The sequence below is a fragment of the Mediannikoviicoccus vaginalis genome, from assembly GCF_928097925.1.
Taxonomy (GTDB): domain Bacteria; phylum Bacillota; class Clostridia; order Tissierellales; family Peptoniphilaceae; genus Mediannikoviicoccus; species Mediannikoviicoccus vaginalis.
In genome coordinates this window covers 586,454-602,170 of sequence record NZ_CAKMRI010000001.1, presented here as the reverse complement: position 1 = coordinate 602,170, position 15,717 = coordinate 586,454, and the positions used below count along the sequence as shown (strand labels likewise).

Here is a 15,717-nt window from a genome sequence, read left to right as displayed (position 1 = left end):
ATGGAGTTTATTAAAGTAGGATATATAACTAATACTCATGGTATCAAGGGAGATATAAAAATCTATCCGCTAACGGATTTCCCTGAGAGATTTAAAGAAGATATAGACTTTTATATTGATGAAAAGGTAAAGGTAAATATTACCAAGGTAAGATACTACAGAGGATTGGTATATGTAAGCCTTAAAGATTACGACAACATAAACGAAGTTTTGAAATTCAAGGACAAGTACATCTATGTTAAGAAAGATGACTTGGTTGAGTTGCCAGAGGACACATATTTCATCCACGACCTTGAAGGGATGGATGTTATTGATAGTGGTAAGTGTGTTGGAGTGGTTAAGGAAGTTTTGTTTAATCAAACTAACGACATTTACAGATGTGTTTCAAAGGACGGAAAGGAATTTATGATTCCTGCTGTAAAGGCTTTTGTTAAAGATGTGGATGTTGAAAATAAAAAACTCTATGTTGAATTAATTGAAGGAATGTTGGAATGAAATTTAATATACTCACACTGTTTCCAGAGTTTTTTAACTTGTTAGATGATTATGGAGTTATTGGCAGGGCAATCGAAAGAAAAGTTATTGAAATAAACAAGATAAACATTAGAGACTTCTCTACGGACAAGCACAAGAGAGTGGATGATGAGTTATATGGCGGTGGCGCAGGTATGCTTATGACGCCTCAACCTCTATATGACAGTATAAATTCTGTTAAAAAGGAAGGGGTTCCTGTAATATATCTTTCTCCACAGGGGCGTGTGCTTAATCAGAGGCTTTGTAACGAATTGGCAAGTCTTGATGAAATGACATTATTATGTGGCCATTACGAGGGAATCGACTCTCGTATAACCGATGAATTTGTCGACATGGAAATCTCTATTGGAGATTATTGTCTGTCAGGTGGAGAGATAGGAGCACTTGTACTTATCGATTCTGTTTCAAGACTTGTAAAGGGAGTGCTTGGAAACGAAGAGAGTCCTCTTACGGATTCCCACTACAACTTTTTATTACAACATAATATTTACACAAGACCAAGGGACTTTATGGGACACAAAGTGCCAGAAGTTTTATTTAGTGGAAATCACAAACTCATTGAACAGTGGAAAGAAGAGTCGGCCTTAGAAAATACTAAGAAGAAAAGACCTGATTTATACAAAAAATATTTAGAAGAACATGGTCCTAATAAAGGATTTTAGGAGGATAGAATGGATATAATTAAACAAATTGAAGATGAACAATTAAGAAAAGAAAATTATGATTTTCATGTTGGAGACACTGTAGTTCTTGACTACAGAATCAGAGAAGGTGGAAAAGAAAGACTTCAAAAGTTTGAAGGAACTGTTATTAAGATTCAAGGAAGCGGACTTAGACAAACATTTACTGTAAGAAGAGTTGCTTATGGAACAGGCATTGAAAGAACTTTCTTTGTTCATTCACCAAGAATTGAAGCTCTAAAGGTAACAAGAAGAGGTAGAGCAAGAAGAGCAAGACTTTACTACTTAAGAGACAGAGTAGGTAAGGCTGCTAAGGTAAAAGAAAAGAAAAACTAGTTTTACAAGCACTCATTTTTTGAGTGCTTGATTTGGTTAAGGAGGAAAAAATGACAAATCTAAATATTAACTGGTACCCTGGGCATATGAAAAAGACCATGGACAATATAAAATCTTCCTTAAAACTTGTAGATGTGGTTTTAGAGATTGTTGATGCAAGAATTCCTATAGCGTCAAGAAATCCACTTCTTGATGAAGTGTTAGGGGACAAACCAAGGGTTGTGCTTTTAAATAAAATGGATTTGGCAAATGAATCCATGAATAAGAAATGGCTGGAATATTTTAAAGCAAAGGGATATGAAGCGATTTTAATCGACTCTGTTAAAGGCACTAACTTAAATAAAATTGAAAGCACTTCAAGACAGCTTCTGACAGAAAAATTTAAAAAGCTGGAAGAGAAGAATTTAAATTTAAAAAGAGTTAGGGCAATGATTGTTGGTGTGCCAAATGTAGGTAAGTCCACATTAATAAATAGAATCGCCAATAGAAGATCTGCAAAGGTTGGAAACAGACCTGGAGTTACAAGACAAAACCAGTGGATAAAAACTGGAAAGGACTTTGAACTACTAGATACGCCGGGAGTTTTATGGCCAAAGTTTGAAAGTGAAGAAATCGGCTTAGACCTTGCCTTTACTGGAGCCATAAAAGATGAGATTATGGACACAGAGACCCTTGCATTTAAACTTATTGAGAAACTAAACCACATAGACAAAGGTATTATTGAAACAAGATACAAAATTGAAACTGAAGGACTTAGCACATTAGAAACTATGGAAGCCATAGGACAAAAGAGAGGCTGCCTAATTAGAGGCGGAGAGTTCGACTATGAAAAAATTTCAAATATAGTTTTAGATGAATTTAGAAAGGGAGTTCTAGGTAGAATAACCCTTGAAGGGCCAGATGATTACAATGGATAATGATGTATTAAAAAAATATTCAGGGAAATTAATCTGTGGTGTTGACGAAGTTGGCAGGGGGCCACTTGCAGGTCCCGTGGTAGCCTGCGCCGTTATCATGGGTGAAGAAAAGATAGAGGGAGTTAAGGACTCAAAAAAACTTTCTGCAAAGAAAAGAGAAGCTCTCAACAAAGAGATAATAGACAAGGCAAAGGCCATTGGCATTGGAGTAATTGACGAAAAAGTCATTGATGAAATCAATATTAAACAGGCCACAAGGCTTGCAATGAAAATAGCTGTGGAAGACTTAAAGGATAAGCAAGGGGGAGCAGTTCGCCCGGATGTTGTTATGATTGATGCGGAACATATAGACATTGACATTGAACAGGTATCGCTTATTAAAGGAGACGAGCTAGTATATGAAATATCATGTGCGTCAATTGTAGCTAAGGTTTTAAGGGACTCCTACTTTATAGAACTTGATGAAAAATATCCTGGATATGACTTTTTAAATAACAAGGGCTATGGAACAAAGAAACACAGAGAGGCTCTATTAGAACTTGGCCCAACGCCTATTCATAGAAAGACTTTTTTAAAGAAGATTCTGGGAGCAAAAAATGACAACTAAAGACATTGGTAGTAGAGGTGAAACCCTAGCAAAGGAATACCTGGAGAAAAAAGGGTATAATTTTGTGGAGAGAAACTATTCCTGGGGCCTTGGAGAGATTGACTTAATCATGCAGCATGAAGACATGTTAGTTTTTGTAGAAGTTAAGTTAAGAAAAAACGATGACTTTGGAAGGCCAAGGGATTTTGTAACTCCATTAAAGCAGGACAGGATAATAAAAACTGCACAAAATTATATTGCAATTAATGAACTATATAATTATCAACCAAGGTTTGATGTGGTTGAAATTTTAATAGAAGATAATTATATTGAGCATATTGAAAATGCATTTCCATAAGGAGGATTTATGTTTAAAGTTGGAGTTTTGACGATTTCAGACAAGGCATCTAGAAATGAAAGAGTGGATGAGAGCGGGAAGGCAATAAAAGATATTGTAGAAGACTTTGGTTACGAAGTGAACTACTACAACATAATCCCAGACGAAGTAGAAGATATAAAGAAAGAATTAATAAAATGTTCTGATGAACTTAAATGTGATTTGGTTTTAACCACTGGGGGAACTGGGTTTTCAAAAAGAGATGTAACACCGGAAGCGACCCTTGAAGTTATGACTAGAAATGCCTTTGGCATAAGCGAAGCCATAAGAGCTTTTTCAATGACCATAACTAAAAGAGCCATGCTTTCCAGGGCGGTTTCTGTAATTAGAAACGAAACTCTTATTGTAAACCTACCTGGTAGTCCAAAGGCAGTTAAAGAGTCACTGGAATATGTAATTAATGATTTGGATCATGGCCTTAAAATACTTAAGGGTGTGGACTCTGAATGTGCGAGAAAATAATACCTATAATTAATTGTGCCTATTCTATTAAGGTGTTATAATAAGAATAGAATTTAATAACGGGAGGAATATTTATGATTTCAGCTGGAGATTTTAGAAAGGGAACAACTTTTGAAATGGACGGTGACGTTTGGCAAATAGTTGACTTTCAACACGTAAAACCGGGTAAAGGGGCAGCATTTGTTAGAACAAAGATTAGATCCGTCATGACCGGCGCTAACAAAGATACAACTTTTAACCCGTCAGAAAAATTCCAGGAAGCCAGAATTGAAACTAAAGAGATGCAATATCTTTACAACGACGGCAACCTATACTACTTTATGGATGGACAAACATATGAACAAATTCCTATTGAAAAGGACGCAGTGGAAGAAGCAATGCAATACATTAAAGAAAATGACAATGCAACCATTAAGTTCTATCAAGGGAAACCTTTTAACGTTGCACCACCTAACTTTGTAGAGTTAGTTGTAACTGAAACTGAACCTGGAGTTAGGGGAGATACAGCAACAGGAGCAAACAAACCTGCAACTGTTGAAACAGGAGCAACTGTACAAGTGCCTTTATTCATCAACGAAGGTGATGTTATAAAGATAGATACAAGAAGCAACGAGTACTTATCAAGAGTATAGGGAGGTAGAATATGAGAGATCTATATGAAAATATTGCTTACTTAAGAGGACTAGCTGAAGGAATTTCAGTAGAAGAGGAATCTAAAGAGGGAAAATTATTAGTTGGTATCATCGATGTCTTAGAAGATTTAACTGCTGAAGTTGAAGACCTATGCTATGACTTTGATGATGTGGAAGAGTATTTAACCTTCCTGGATGATGATTTAACTGACGTTGAAGAAGTTGTTTTCGATTTTGATGAAGATTATTTCGATTTTGATGACGACTTTGACTATGAAGAATTTCTAGATGATGAAGATCTAGAAGACGAAGATGAAGAATAAGATTATTAAAATCTCCTGCTTTGGTGGGAGATTTTAAATTTAATCAAATAACGCTAAAAATATCAGTTTTAATTGACATGGCATGTAAGTTATGGTAAAGTATTTGGGTATGGATATTCCATAAATCTAACATGGAGGTGTGCTAATGAGAGATTCTATAACTTTAGAATGTACTGAATGTAAGAACAGAAACTATACAACTTCTAAGAACAAGAAGAATACGACTGATAGAGTTGAACTTAAAAAGTATTGTAAATTCTGTAAGAAACATACTCCGCATAAGGAAACAAGATAAGTCAGTATTGGAGGGTTTAAATGGCTCAAAAAAATATGGGTAAAAAGACATTTGCCAAAGGTGTAGCGTCAGAGTGGAAAAAAATCATATGGCCAACACCAAAGGAAGTTTTAAACTATGCAATTGTCGTGATTCTTATATCACTGGCAGTAGCGCTTATAGTTTTCGGTCTGGACTCACTTTTCCATTTTCTATTTAGTTTAATAATTAAGTAGTAGAATTATAAAGGGGGAAAATGAAATGACCGATGAAAACAAAACCTTTAGCGAAAGAGAAAAAGATGCTAAATGGTATGTTGTACACACTTATTCAGGACATGAAAATAAGGTAAAGGTAAATATTGAAAAGATGGTTGAAAACAGAGGACATATAGATGATATCTTTGAGGTTATGGTACCAACAGAAGAATATGTGTCCAAGGTTGGCGGCGTTTCAAAGACAAAAGAGAGAAAACTCTTCCCAGGATATGTTTTCGTTAAGATGATAATCAATGATGTTTCTTGGTATCTAGTTAGAAATACCAGAGGTGTTACGGGATTTGTAGGCCCAGGTTCAAAGCCGGTACCATTGACAGAAAGAGAAATGAAATCCTTCGGAGTTGGATCTGCTCCAGTAGTAGATATAGACGTAGAAGTAGGAGACAGCATAAGAATTGTCTCAGATGCTTTTGAAGGTGTTATAGGTACTGTTGAAGAAGTAAATAAGGAAAAGAAAAAAGTCAAAGCCTTAGTTTCTATATTTGGTAGAGACACTTCAGTTGAAGTAAACTTTTCCGATATTGAAAAAATTTAATTTGAATATTATGATTTAATCGTTTTTATATATTCCAGTGGGAGGGAAAAACCGCTAAAACCACATTAGTTAATTTAGGAGGACTAAAATGGCAAAAAAAGTACAAGCAATTGTTAAATTACAAATTCCAGCCGGTAAAGCAACTCCGGCACCACCAGTAGGTACTGCACTAGGACCTCATGGTGTAAATATAATGCAGTTTACAAAAGAGTTTAACGCAAAGACTCAAGACCAAATGGGAATGATTATCCCGGTTGTTTTGACTGTATACCAAGACAGATCATTCACTTTTATTACAAAGACTCCACCGGTTCCAGTTTTAATCAAGAAGGAATTAGGACTAAACAAGGCATCAGGAGTGCCTAACAAGGACAAGGTTGGGACTTTGACAAAAGCACAAGTTGAAAAGATAGCTGAAATAAAGAGACCTGATATCAATGCTGGTTCACTTGAAGCTGCAATGAGCATGGTTGCAGGAACAGCAAGAAGTATGGGTATCACCGTAGAAGATTAGTGGGAGAAAAAATTCGTTAATACCACAAGGAGGTTTATTATGGCAAAAAGAGGTAAAAGATATCAAGAGGCATCTAAATTAGTAGATAGAACTAAATTATATGATACTTCAGAAGGAATAGAATTATTATTAGACACTGCAAAGGCAAAATTTGACGAAACTGTTGAGCTTCACGTTAAGCTTGGAGTTGACTCAAGACATGCAGACCAACAAGTTAGAGGAGCAATTGTTCTTCCTCATGGAACAGGTAAAGAAGTTAAGGTTTTAGTTTTCGCTAAGGGAGCAAAGGCTGAAGAAGCTGAAGCTGCTGGAGCAGACTATGTTGGTGGAGAAGAACTAGCTGACAAGATTAAAAACGAAAACTGGTTTGACTTCGATGTTGCCGTTGCAACACCTGACATGATGGGCATTGTAGGTAAGATTGGTAGAATCCTTGGACCAAAGGGACTTATGCCAAACCCTAAATCAGGAACAGTTACATTTGATGTAGAAGACGCTATTAAAGACATTAAAGCAGGTAAGGTTGAGTATAGAACTGAAAAAGCTAACATTGTTCATACACCAATCGGAAAAGTATCTTTCGGTAAAGAAAAGATTGAAGACAACTTAGACGCTTTAATGGACGCTATTATAAAGGCAAAACCTGCTTCATCAAAAGGTAAATACCTAAGATCAATTTCCATTTCATCTACAATGGGACCTGGAATTACTTTAAATCCAGCTAACTTTGTTAATAGAAGCAAATAGATAACATAACCCTTAATATTTGATTATTGAACCTATCGAATATTGAGGGTTTTTTAGTATTAAATAGATGGAGGGCTATATGTTTATTACATTTGAAGGTCCTGACGGATGTGGAAAGTCGACTATATTAAAAGAAGTTTATGAAAAGTTAATTGACCTAGACATTTCCGCAATTAAAACTAGAGAACCTGGTGGCACGAGAATTTCTGAAGAACTTCGAAATATTATTTTAGATGAGAACAACAAAGAGCTTACGGCTGTGACAGAAAGTTTACTTATGGCAGCTTCCAGAAGCCAACATGTGGAGGAACTCATCATACCTGCCATAAATGAAAAAAAGATAGTTCTATGTGATAGATTTGTAATATCTAGCCTTGTGTATCAAGGTTATGCTAGAGACTTAGGAATAGATAAAATTCTTAAACTCAATGAGTTTGCAACGCTAGGTACTAAACCGGATATGATTTTGTTTTTTGATGTTACTGAAGAAAATCTTTTAAGTAGAAGAAAAAAGAGGAACACATCTGATAGATTAGAAAAAGAGGAACTTAACTTTCACAAAAAGGTCTATAAAGGGTATAATTATATTAAGGAGAAATTTCAAGATGATGAAAACTTCTATATAGTTGATGCAAATAAAGGCATTTCGGAGATTACATCATATTGTATTTCCATTATTTTAGATAATTATAGGAGGTAAAAATGAAACTTATTGTAGCAATAGTACAAGATCAAGATCTTTATTTACTAAGAGAGGACTTGGCTAAAAAAGATTTCAGAATGACAAAACTATCTTCATCAGGTGGTTTTTTAAAGATAGGAAACTCTACTCTTTTAATTGGTGTGGAAGATGAAAGACTTGATGAATGTTTACAAATAATAGAGGAAGATTGCAAATCAAGACAAGCAGATTCATCACTTTTAAATATTTCTGCTCCAGTTGATTCATATATTCCATATCCTGTAGAAGTGACTATAGGCGGAGCAACAGTATTTGTATTAGATGTTGATAAATATTTTAGATTTTAGGTGATTTAATGAAACTGATGATTGCAATTGTCGAAGATGACATTGCTCATGATATTATAAAGATGCTAGCAATTAGCAAAGTGAGATGTACAAAACTTTCATCTACAGGGGGAGCTCTTCGAAAGGGCAACACCACACTTATGATAGGTTATGAAGAGGACATGGAAGATGAAATTTTAAATCTTATGGATGATATGAGTAAAAATAGACTTAGAGATCCAGATGATGATACTTCTTACAATATAAATATATTTGTGCTAGACCTTGAAAGCATGAAAAGGGTTTAGTCGTGTTAAATAGAGTACTAGATGCACAAATAAAAAATAAAAATTTGAGTCACGCTTATATTTTTCAATCTTATGATGAAGGGCTATTAGAAAAAAATACGACAAAGTTTATTAAAGAAATCTTTAAAGAGGAATCAAACGAAAAAAACTTAAGTGATTACTATAGTCCCGACTTATTGAGAGTGAAACCAGATGGGAATGTGATTAAAATTGCATCAATTAGAGATGCTATTAAATTTTTAAACACAGCTCCCACGGTTAAAGAGCGTAAAATTATTTTAATAGAAGAGGCTCACAAATTTAATAAGGAGTCTGCCAATGCACTTCTCAAGGTGCTGGAAGAGCCACCAAGCTATGCACTGTTCATTCTTCAGACCAATAACGAGATGGCAATTATTGAAACACTTTATTCAAGATGCCAGATTATAAATTTCTTTTTTAGTGAAACTGAAAAGTTAGAATCTTGGAAAGAGATAAATGATATACTTATTAGGTGCTTTAAAAGGGACATCTTAGAAATGTTTGATGAAAAAGAGTATTTAAATAGCTTAAAAACTGAAACGGACAGACTCTACAACTATATCTACAGCTTCTTTTATGACTTATACCTGTATAAAACAGAAAGTAAAAAGAACTTAGAACTAATAATTCCAAATAATATTTCCATATACAAAAATGTTTCGAACTTCAATCGTGAGAATATATATTTAATTCTCGATAAAATAGTGGAAATTTGGGATAATTTTAAAACTAATGTAAATTTTCAGCTTTCATATGAGAAGCTTTTACTATATATAATGGAGGAACAAAATGGTTAAGGTCGTTGGCATACGATTTAAAAAAGCCGGTAAAGTTTATTATTTCGACCCTAACGGTTATGAAATAAAACTGAATGATCCTGTTATTGTTGAAACAGCAAGGGGAATCGAATATGGTTATTGTGTAATTGAAACCAAAGAGGTTTCAGGTGATGAAATAATTTCCGATTTAAAACCTGTTTTGAGAATGGCGGACGAGACGGATAAATATATAAATAGAGAAAATTTAAAAAAATCTAAAGAAGCCATGGAGATTTGTAAAGAGAAGATTAAAGAGCATAATCTCGATATGAAACTTGTTGACTGTGAGTACACTTTTGACAACAACAAAGTTATTTTTTACTTTACATCTGATGATAGGGTTGACTTTAGAGAGCTTGTTAGAGATTTAGCAGCAATATTTAGAATGAGAATTGAACTTAGACAGATTGGTGTCAGAGATCATGCAAAGATTGTATCTGGTCTTGCAACTTGTGGACAAGAATGTTGTTGTGCAAGATTTTTATCTGAGTTTGCTCCTGTGTCCATAAAGATGGCAAAGGATCAAAACATTTCACTTAATCCTACAAAGATATCTGGAATGTGTGGTAGACTTATGTGCTGCTTGAGATATGAACAAGAAGGCTATGAAGAAAAGTTAAAGAGAATGCCAAAAATTGGTTACCATGTAAAGACCGACCTAGGACATGGAGAAGTTGTTGATACAAATACACTTACTGAATTTGTGAAGGTCAAAATAAAAATAGATGAAGAAACTGAAGAGATACTTCCGTTTCACGTTGATGAAATAGAATTTAAGAAGTTTAAATCTAAAAAAAATGAAGATGAAATTTCTTGATTTTATTATAAATATATGTAATAATATTGGTGAAGATATTAAAAAGGGGGTAACAAAATGGCACATTTTATAACTGACGCTTGTATCGCATGTGGTTCATGTCAACCAGAATGTCCAGTAGATTGTATTTCTGAAGGAGACATTTACGTAATTGACGCTGATGCATGTACTGATTGTGGAGCTTGCGCTGACGTTTGTCCAACAGACGCTATTGAAGCAAAATAAGGGGTACATAAGTAAACTAAAGAGGAGCCTATGGGCTCCTTTTTGATATTAAAAGCAAAAAGAAAGTCTTTGATAAATGGGGGAAATATGGGAAAAGATAATGTGTTATTAGTAAATGACTGGCCAGGTTATAGCAGAGTTGCCCTTTCATCCATGAATCCAATTATGTATTACATGGGATATTCTGTTTTAAGCTTACCAACCATGGTTATCTCAAACACTTTGGACTATGGAAAGTTTTCTATACTGGATACTACAAAATACATGGAAAACGCATTAAGGGTTTGGGAAGAGCTTGGATTTAATATATCTGCCATGGGAATAGGCTACACTACAAATTACAAACAGATTGAAATCTGCGAAGAGGTTATAAAAAAGCAAAACAATCCATATGTTATGGTGGATCCTATTATGGGAGACAATGGATCTTTATATAATGGCATCGAAAAAGATAGAATAGAGATAATGAGGGAGTTAATCTCCTTTGCAGACCTTTCAATACCAAATATTACTGAAAGCTATTTGCTTCTTGATGAAAAGTTTAACTGCGTTGATGTGGATAGTGACGAAGAACTTAAAGATCTTATCAACGGCATAAGGCATATAGGCTCAAAGTCTGTTATTATAACTTCTGTGTGTGACAATAATAAAAACTATTTTATCGCAGGCTATGATGAAAAGAATAACGAATACTTTAAAGTTCCATATAAAAAAATCGATGTAAACTATCCAGGAACAGGAGATATTTTTTCGGCGATTATACTGTCTTACACATTAAAAGGCTACCCTTTAAAGGACTCTTCCATAATTGCAAGGGACTTTATTTATCATGCCATTGTTGAATCTGAAAAGAGGAAGCACATTGACAGGACTGAGGGAATAAGTATTGAAAAATATTTGCATATGTTAAAGAATGATTAAGGAAGCTTTCGCTTTCTTTTTTTTATTCTTTTTTCATACTATAATTATAATAGGTGATTAGATGCTTACAAAAAATTATATTCCGGGAACGGATTTAGATATATATTCTGATAAATCAAAATTTTCATTTGGCATTGACGCCATACTCATTTCTTCATTTTGCAAATTTAAAAAGAAAGACAGTGTTTTGGAAATTGGTTCAGGAACAGGAGTCATAGCATTAAGAGTTCACTCACTTTATAATCCTGAAAAAATATATGCAGTTGAAATTCAAGATGACAATTTTGAAATACTACAGAAAAATATTGATGAGAATAAACTTTCAGACTCCATACATGCAGTACATAGGGATTTAAATGATTGTTATGAAATTATTAAAGACAATAGTTTAGACGGCATTGTAACAAATCCACCCTATTTTAAGTACGGTTGTGGTATAGACAACAAAAGTGAAAATCATTTAATATCGCGGTATGAAAAGTGTTTAAAGCTTGAAGATATTTTTAGGTTTTCAAGTGCAAAGTTAAAGGAAAAGGGAAAACTCTATATGATAAATAAACCTGAAAGGCTAGTTGATATGATGCATTTGGGTAGGACTTATAAAATAGAACCAAAGAGAATGATTCCAGTTATGTCCAGGGAAAATGAAAAGCCAAGGTTTATACTAATGGAGTTTGTAAAAAGGGGCGGAGAGTTTTTTACTTATGAAAAGCCTCTTGTAATATATGACGGGGAAGAGTATAGAAAGGAAATAGTTGAACTTTATGATGGAAAAAAAGTTATATGTAGTACCAACACCAATAGGTAATTTAAAAGATATTACACTAAGGGCTTTGGAGGTGTTAAAAGCTTCAGACATAGTCTATTGTGAAGACAGTAGAAACACCATAAAACTATTAAATCATTTTGACATAGAGGCAAATCTTGTTTCATACCATGAACACAACGAGAAGAGCAGAGTAGATGAAATCGTAGAAAATTTACGAAGTGGTAAAGTTCTATCCCTAGTTTCCGATGCGGGAATGCCTGGTATATCAGACCCTGGCCATGTAATTATAAAGGAGCTTATTAAAGAGAACCTTCCCTTTGAAGTTCTTCCAGGGGCAAGCGCCACAGTAACTGCGCTAGTTCTTTCTGGACTTCCAAATGACAGCTTTAGCTTTCTAGGATTTTTCCCTAGAAAAAAGGGAGAGAGGGAAGTGTTTTTAGAAAATCTTGAGGATAGAAAAGAAACTTCTATAATATACGAATCGGTGCATAGGGTTCTAGAATGTCTTGAATTGTTATCAGAGAAATTTCCTGAAAGAAGAGTTGCAGTTATTCGTGAAATGACAAAGGTTTATGAAGAAGTTACAAGGGGTACTTTAAAAGAAGTTTACGAAGAGTATAGTCATAAGGAAAATATTAAAGGAGAGTTTGTAATAGTTTTAGAAGCCTCTTCAGAAGAGACTTCTTATGATGTTGCAGAGCTTTTAAAATCGGAAATTGAAAAGGGACTTAGTAAGAAGATGGCTGTAAAAGAGGTATCAAAAAAATATAATCTTAGAAAAAATGAAGTATACCAAGCCAGTTTGGAATTAGAGGATTAACATGGAAGATAAAATCATATCCAAATTAAAGACGCTAAACGAAGAGTTAAATAAGAAATATTTTCTACTGGACTCTTTCAGTATTCCTGAAAAAAAGAAAATATTAAATGGTTTTGGGGTATTTGAAAATATAGAACCAATGAATAAAGAAAGCCTTGAAAAGCTAAGAGAGCTTGGAGGAGTCTATGGGGTGGATGGATCAACCAATAGATATGGTGGAGCCTTTCCACATTATATTCAAATTTTTCGTGGCCTTGCCATTAAGGATATTAAAGAGAGCAAGGAGTCGGTGGAAGTTTACTGTCCGCTACTTGAAGACATAGACATTTACGAAGAAAACAAGACCTTGGATAAGCTTCTTGCGTCGGTGGAACTTGAAGCTGCCATAGAAGCTGCCTCAGATAATCCAGCTGTAATAATGATGGATGGTTCATTAATAAGATATAGAATACTAAATGAAAATAAATGGGAAAAACTAAAAAATATTGCAATAGAAAAAAATATTTACATCGTCGGAGTTATTGAAGACATAAAGACCAATATAGTTTACGAAAACATAAAAGAGGATTATAATTCTGATTTTTTCTATGATAGAGAATTCTTATTTAATTGCCTTGAATACAAAGAAGCCTACATCCCAAATGAAAAAGACTCGGGAAAAGATAGCTATAAAATAAGGTCCTCATTTATAAGATCTTCCTTTGAGCCTGCGGTAATTGCCGTTGATATGATGGAGGAACAGTTTTCAAATATCAAAGACATATTAAGTTTAGTTCTTTCGCTAACAAATAGAAATAGCAGAGGAATTCCCTATATATTGGACCTGGTGGATATGAAGGCGAGACTTACAAATAAGAAGATGAAGTATTTATCGGAAAGCTATATTACAAAGGGCAGATTTGAGCTTTTATTTCATAGCCAAAGAGACAAGAGGAGCATGTAATGGACATTAAAATAATTGGAATGACGGATCAACAGGAGGCCTATGTTGGTTCCAATGACAGAAAGTTTAGGATAAATGAGTTTTTAATAATAGAAGACCCCATGGGAGATATTCTGGGAGAGGTTGTAGAGGTTCACACTTACAACCGTTATATCACCATGCCCAAGGAAGGGGAAATGCTAAATCAAGAACTTATTGAAAACCTAGTTGCCCTTGGTTTCAACTTGGAAGAAGATACGGTCTATCTTGGAAAGATAAGGCTATTGGAAGAGAGCAATTATCCAATCGAAACAGGATCATCATGCAGGGTGCCACTATTTGACGAAGTAAAAAAATATTTTATGACAGAGTCACTAAATAAATCTTTGAATATCGGTTTAATTAGAAATACCTACGATATTTTTAAGACCTGTCCCGATGAATATAAAAATCTATGTGAAACTTTAGAAGACGGCGAGTTTAAAGAGCAAAGAGAACTTCCATATCTATTAAATCTATATGGCATGCATCAATATCCACACATAGGTATATTTGGTGGGTCAGGATCGGGAAAGTCATATGGACTGAGAGTTTTAATAGAAGAGCTAATGCAAAAAAATGTTCCAGGAATTATTTTAGATCCTCATTACGAAATGGATTTTACATTAAGGTCCAAAGATGGATATGGCCCTGACTATAGTGCAAACTTTTCGAAGTTTGTCATTGGAGAAAATACTGGAATAAGATTCACGGACATAAATACAAGGGAGCTTAAGGCCCTTATAGGAACATCATCAAAACTTACGGAAGGCATGGAGTCTGTTATAGAAAGCCTTCATAAGCCAAATGATTCCCTTGAAAGCTTTTCAAATAGACTAAAGCGTTTAATTGATGGACAAAAAATTGGAAACTCGCAAAAGATTCAAGACATGGCTTTGTCTTCAGAAGGGGAAGAGAGAAGAAATCTAGAAGAGATTTTAAAGGTATACAACATCTACAATGACAAATGCCCACCAAGTTCTGTTTTTGGTGTGAGCTGGAGATTTAATAGACTACTAAAGCTAAAGATTTTTGAGCATGATTCAAATCTTGTTTACGACTGCATTAAAATGGGAAAGATTGCTGTTATCCAAGGCTCTGTAAAGATAATTCAAGTGTATTCCACCTATATAATAAGCAGTCTCTACGACCTTAGAAGGGATTATAAGGACAGCATTATTAATGAGAAGAGCATGGACTACTTTCCACCATTTTTTATAATCACCGACGAGGCACATAACTTTGCACCTCAAAGCTTTGATGGCAATGGTGATTTAAGCTCGAAGTACATCTTAAGAGAGATTGCTCAAGAAGGTAGAAAATATGGAGTATTTTTGGTCCTAGCGACCCAAAGGCCATCACTACTTGACAGCACCATAACAGCACAGCTAAACACTAAATTTATTTATAGAACTACGAGGTCCACAGACATTCAAACCATAAAAGAAGAGACGGACCTTTCAGTGGAACAGACGGCAAGACTTCCATATTTAAAGACGGGAGATGTATTTTTGTCAGAGTCTGCCATAGGAAGGACCATGTATGTAAGAGTAAGGGCATCCCACACACTTACACCACATGGAGAAAACCCTTTTGATGAACTTTACGATAGACAAGAACAAGCTGTTTCTGATATGATAGAACTGATTAAAGATTTTTTGCCTGTCAATGAACTTAATTTGATGTCCGTATGTAAAGACATCCAAGATAATAGGGGACAGGTATACTCAGTTGAACAATTAAAGAACATTTTAGAAGACTTAACTGACAAGGGCTACTTGATAAAAGAAAAAGGGCTTTTGGTCAAGTACATGTTAAATGAGTAGAATTTTTA

General features: G+C 34.5%; 25 protein-coding genes. All 25 read left to right on the top strand.

The window, feature by feature from the left end; genetic code table 11:
* The 25 genes from rimM (at window position 1) to L6651_RS02870 (ending at window position 15,709) form a co-directional block, all read left to right on the top strand.
* Window positions 1-495 (top strand): ribosome maturation factor RimM, encoded by a 495-nt coding sequence (rimM, locus tag L6651_RS02990; RefSeq protein WP_237036573.1) that lies wholly within the window; start codon window positions 1-3, stop codon window positions 493-495.
* A complete protein-coding gene (gene trmD, locus L6651_RS02985) occupies window positions 492-1,196 on the top strand; it encodes a tRNA (guanosine(37)-N1)-methyltransferase TrmD (RefSeq protein WP_237036572.1) in 705 nt (234 codons plus the stop codon). The genes rimM and trmD overlap by 4 nt, the downstream gene beginning before the upstream one ends.
* 9 nt (window positions 1,197-1,205) lie before the next feature.
* Window positions 1,206-1,550 carry a 50S ribosomal protein L19 gene (gene rplS, locus L6651_RS02980; RefSeq protein WP_237036571.1) on the top strand — a complete coding sequence of 115 codons (345 nt, stop codon included), beginning with the start codon at window positions 1,206-1,208 and terminating at the stop codon, window positions 1,548-1,550.
* Between the two features lie 50 nt (window positions 1,551-1,600).
* Entirely contained in the window at window positions 1,601-2,467 is an 867-nt protein-coding gene (gene ylqF / locus L6651_RS02975; RefSeq protein WP_255784615.1) for a ribosome biogenesis GTPase YlqF, read from the top strand.
* On the top strand, window positions 2,451-3,074 hold the full coding sequence (locus L6651_RS02970) for a ribonuclease HII (RefSeq protein ID WP_237036570.1): 624 nt from the start codon (window positions 2,451-2,453) through the stop codon (window positions 3,072-3,074). Before ylqF ends, L6651_RS02970 begins: the two co-directional genes overlap by 17 nt.
* Entirely contained in the window at window positions 3,064-3,411 is a 348-nt protein-coding gene (locus tag L6651_RS02965; RefSeq protein WP_237036569.1) for a YraN family protein, read from the top strand. Before L6651_RS02970 ends, L6651_RS02965 begins: the two co-directional genes overlap by 11 nt.
* A gap of 9 nt (window positions 3,412-3,420) precedes the next feature.
* Window positions 3,421-3,912 carry a MogA/MoaB family molybdenum cofactor biosynthesis protein gene (locus tag L6651_RS02960; protein WP_237036568.1) on the top strand — a complete coding sequence of 164 codons (492 nt, stop codon included), beginning with the start codon at window positions 3,421-3,423 and terminating at the stop codon, window positions 3,910-3,912.
* A gap of 74 nt (window positions 3,913-3,986) precedes the next feature.
* Window positions 3,987-4,544 carry an elongation factor P gene (gene efp / locus L6651_RS02955; RefSeq protein ID WP_237036567.1) on the top strand — a complete coding sequence of 186 codons (558 nt, stop codon included), beginning with the start codon at window positions 3,987-3,989 and terminating at the stop codon, window positions 4,542-4,544.
* Window positions 4,545-4,555: 11 nt separating this feature from the next.
* Window positions 4,556-4,867: a CD1247 N-terminal domain-containing protein gene (locus L6651_RS02950; protein ID WP_237036566.1), complete on the top strand. Its 312-nt coding sequence runs from the start codon at window positions 4,556-4,558 to the stop codon at window positions 4,865-4,867.
* A 145-nt stretch (window positions 4,868-5,012) separates the two neighbouring features.
* Window positions 5,013-5,162, top strand: coding sequence for a 50S ribosomal protein L33 (rpmG, locus tag L6651_RS02945; protein WP_237036565.1), 150 nt, complete (start codon window positions 5,013-5,015; stop codon window positions 5,160-5,162).
* A gap of 20 nt (window positions 5,163-5,182) precedes the next feature.
* Window positions 5,183-5,377 (top strand): preprotein translocase subunit SecE, encoded by a 195-nt coding sequence (secE, locus tag L6651_RS02940; protein ID WP_237036564.1) that lies wholly within the window; start codon window positions 5,183-5,185, stop codon window positions 5,375-5,377.
* Between the two features lie 25 nt (window positions 5,378-5,402).
* Window positions 5,403-5,954, top strand: a complete 552-nt coding sequence (gene nusG / locus L6651_RS02935) for a transcription termination/antitermination protein NusG (protein ID WP_237036563.1) — start codon at window positions 5,403-5,405, stop codon at window positions 5,952-5,954.
* An 88-nt stretch (window positions 5,955-6,042) separates the two neighbouring features.
* Window positions 6,043-6,468: a 50S ribosomal protein L11 gene (gene rplK / locus L6651_RS02930; RefSeq protein ID WP_237036562.1), complete on the top strand. Its 426-nt coding sequence runs from the start codon at window positions 6,043-6,045 to the stop codon at window positions 6,466-6,468.
* Window positions 6,469-6,507: 39 nt separating this feature from the next.
* Window positions 6,508-7,215 carry a 50S ribosomal protein L1 gene (gene rplA / locus L6651_RS02925; protein ID WP_237036561.1) on the top strand — a complete coding sequence of 236 codons (708 nt, stop codon included), beginning with the start codon at window positions 6,508-6,510 and terminating at the stop codon, window positions 7,213-7,215.
* Window positions 7,216-7,294: 79 nt separating this feature from the next.
* Window positions 7,295-7,915, top strand: coding sequence for a dTMP kinase (gene tmk, locus L6651_RS02920; RefSeq protein WP_237036560.1), 621 nt, complete (start codon window positions 7,295-7,297; stop codon window positions 7,913-7,915).
* 2 nt (window positions 7,916-7,917) lie between these two features.
* The gene (locus L6651_RS02915) at window positions 7,918-8,244 is read left to right on the top strand and encodes a cyclic-di-AMP receptor (protein ID WP_237036559.1); all 327 of its coding nucleotides are present in this window, start codon (window positions 7,918-7,920) and stop codon (window positions 8,242-8,244) included.
* A gap of 8 nt (window positions 8,245-8,252) precedes the next feature.
* The gene (locus L6651_RS02910) at window positions 8,253-8,531 is read left to right on the top strand and encodes a cyclic-di-AMP receptor (protein WP_237036558.1); all 279 of its coding nucleotides are present in this window, start codon (window positions 8,253-8,255) and stop codon (window positions 8,529-8,531) included.
* A 2-nt stretch (window positions 8,532-8,533) separates the two neighbouring features.
* Entirely contained in the window at window positions 8,534-9,349 is an 816-nt protein-coding gene (locus tag L6651_RS02905; RefSeq protein WP_237036557.1) for an AAA family ATPase, read from the top strand.
* On the top strand, window positions 9,342-10,187 hold the full coding sequence (locus tag L6651_RS02900) for a PSP1 domain-containing protein (RefSeq protein ID WP_237036556.1): 846 nt from the start codon (window positions 9,342-9,344) through the stop codon (window positions 10,185-10,187). The genes L6651_RS02905 and L6651_RS02900 overlap by 8 nt, the downstream gene beginning before the upstream one ends.
* 57 nt (window positions 10,188-10,244) lie before the next feature.
* Window positions 10,245-10,412, top strand: coding sequence for a DUF362 domain-containing protein (locus L6651_RS02895; protein ID WP_237036555.1), 168 nt, complete (start codon window positions 10,245-10,247; stop codon window positions 10,410-10,412).
* Window positions 10,413-10,499: 87 nt separating this feature from the next.
* A complete protein-coding gene (locus L6651_RS02890; protein WP_237036554.1) occupies window positions 10,500-11,333 on the top strand; it encodes a pyridoxamine kinase in 834 nt (277 codons plus the stop codon).
* A 61-nt stretch (window positions 11,334-11,394) separates the two neighbouring features.
* A complete protein-coding gene (locus tag L6651_RS02885) occupies window positions 11,395-12,141 on the top strand; it encodes a tRNA1(Val) (adenine(37)-N6)-methyltransferase (protein WP_237036553.1) in 747 nt (248 codons plus the stop codon).
* Window positions 12,098-12,922: a 16S rRNA (cytidine(1402)-2'-O)-methyltransferase gene (gene rsmI / locus L6651_RS02880; RefSeq protein WP_237036552.1), complete on the top strand. Its 825-nt coding sequence runs from the start codon at window positions 12,098-12,100 to the stop codon at window positions 12,920-12,922. The genes L6651_RS02885 and rsmI overlap by 44 nt, the downstream gene beginning before the upstream one ends.
* Window position 12,923: 1 nt before the next feature.
* On the top strand, window positions 12,924-13,865 hold the full coding sequence (locus tag L6651_RS02875) for a DNA double-strand break repair nuclease NurA (protein ID WP_237036551.1): 942 nt from the start codon (window positions 12,924-12,926) through the stop codon (window positions 13,863-13,865).
* On the top strand, window positions 13,865-15,709 hold the full coding sequence (locus L6651_RS02870) for an ATP-binding protein (protein WP_237036550.1): 1,845 nt from the start codon (window positions 13,865-13,867) through the stop codon (window positions 15,707-15,709). Before L6651_RS02875 ends, L6651_RS02870 begins: the two co-directional genes overlap by 1 nt.
* Window positions 15,710-15,717 lie beyond the last annotated feature (8 nt).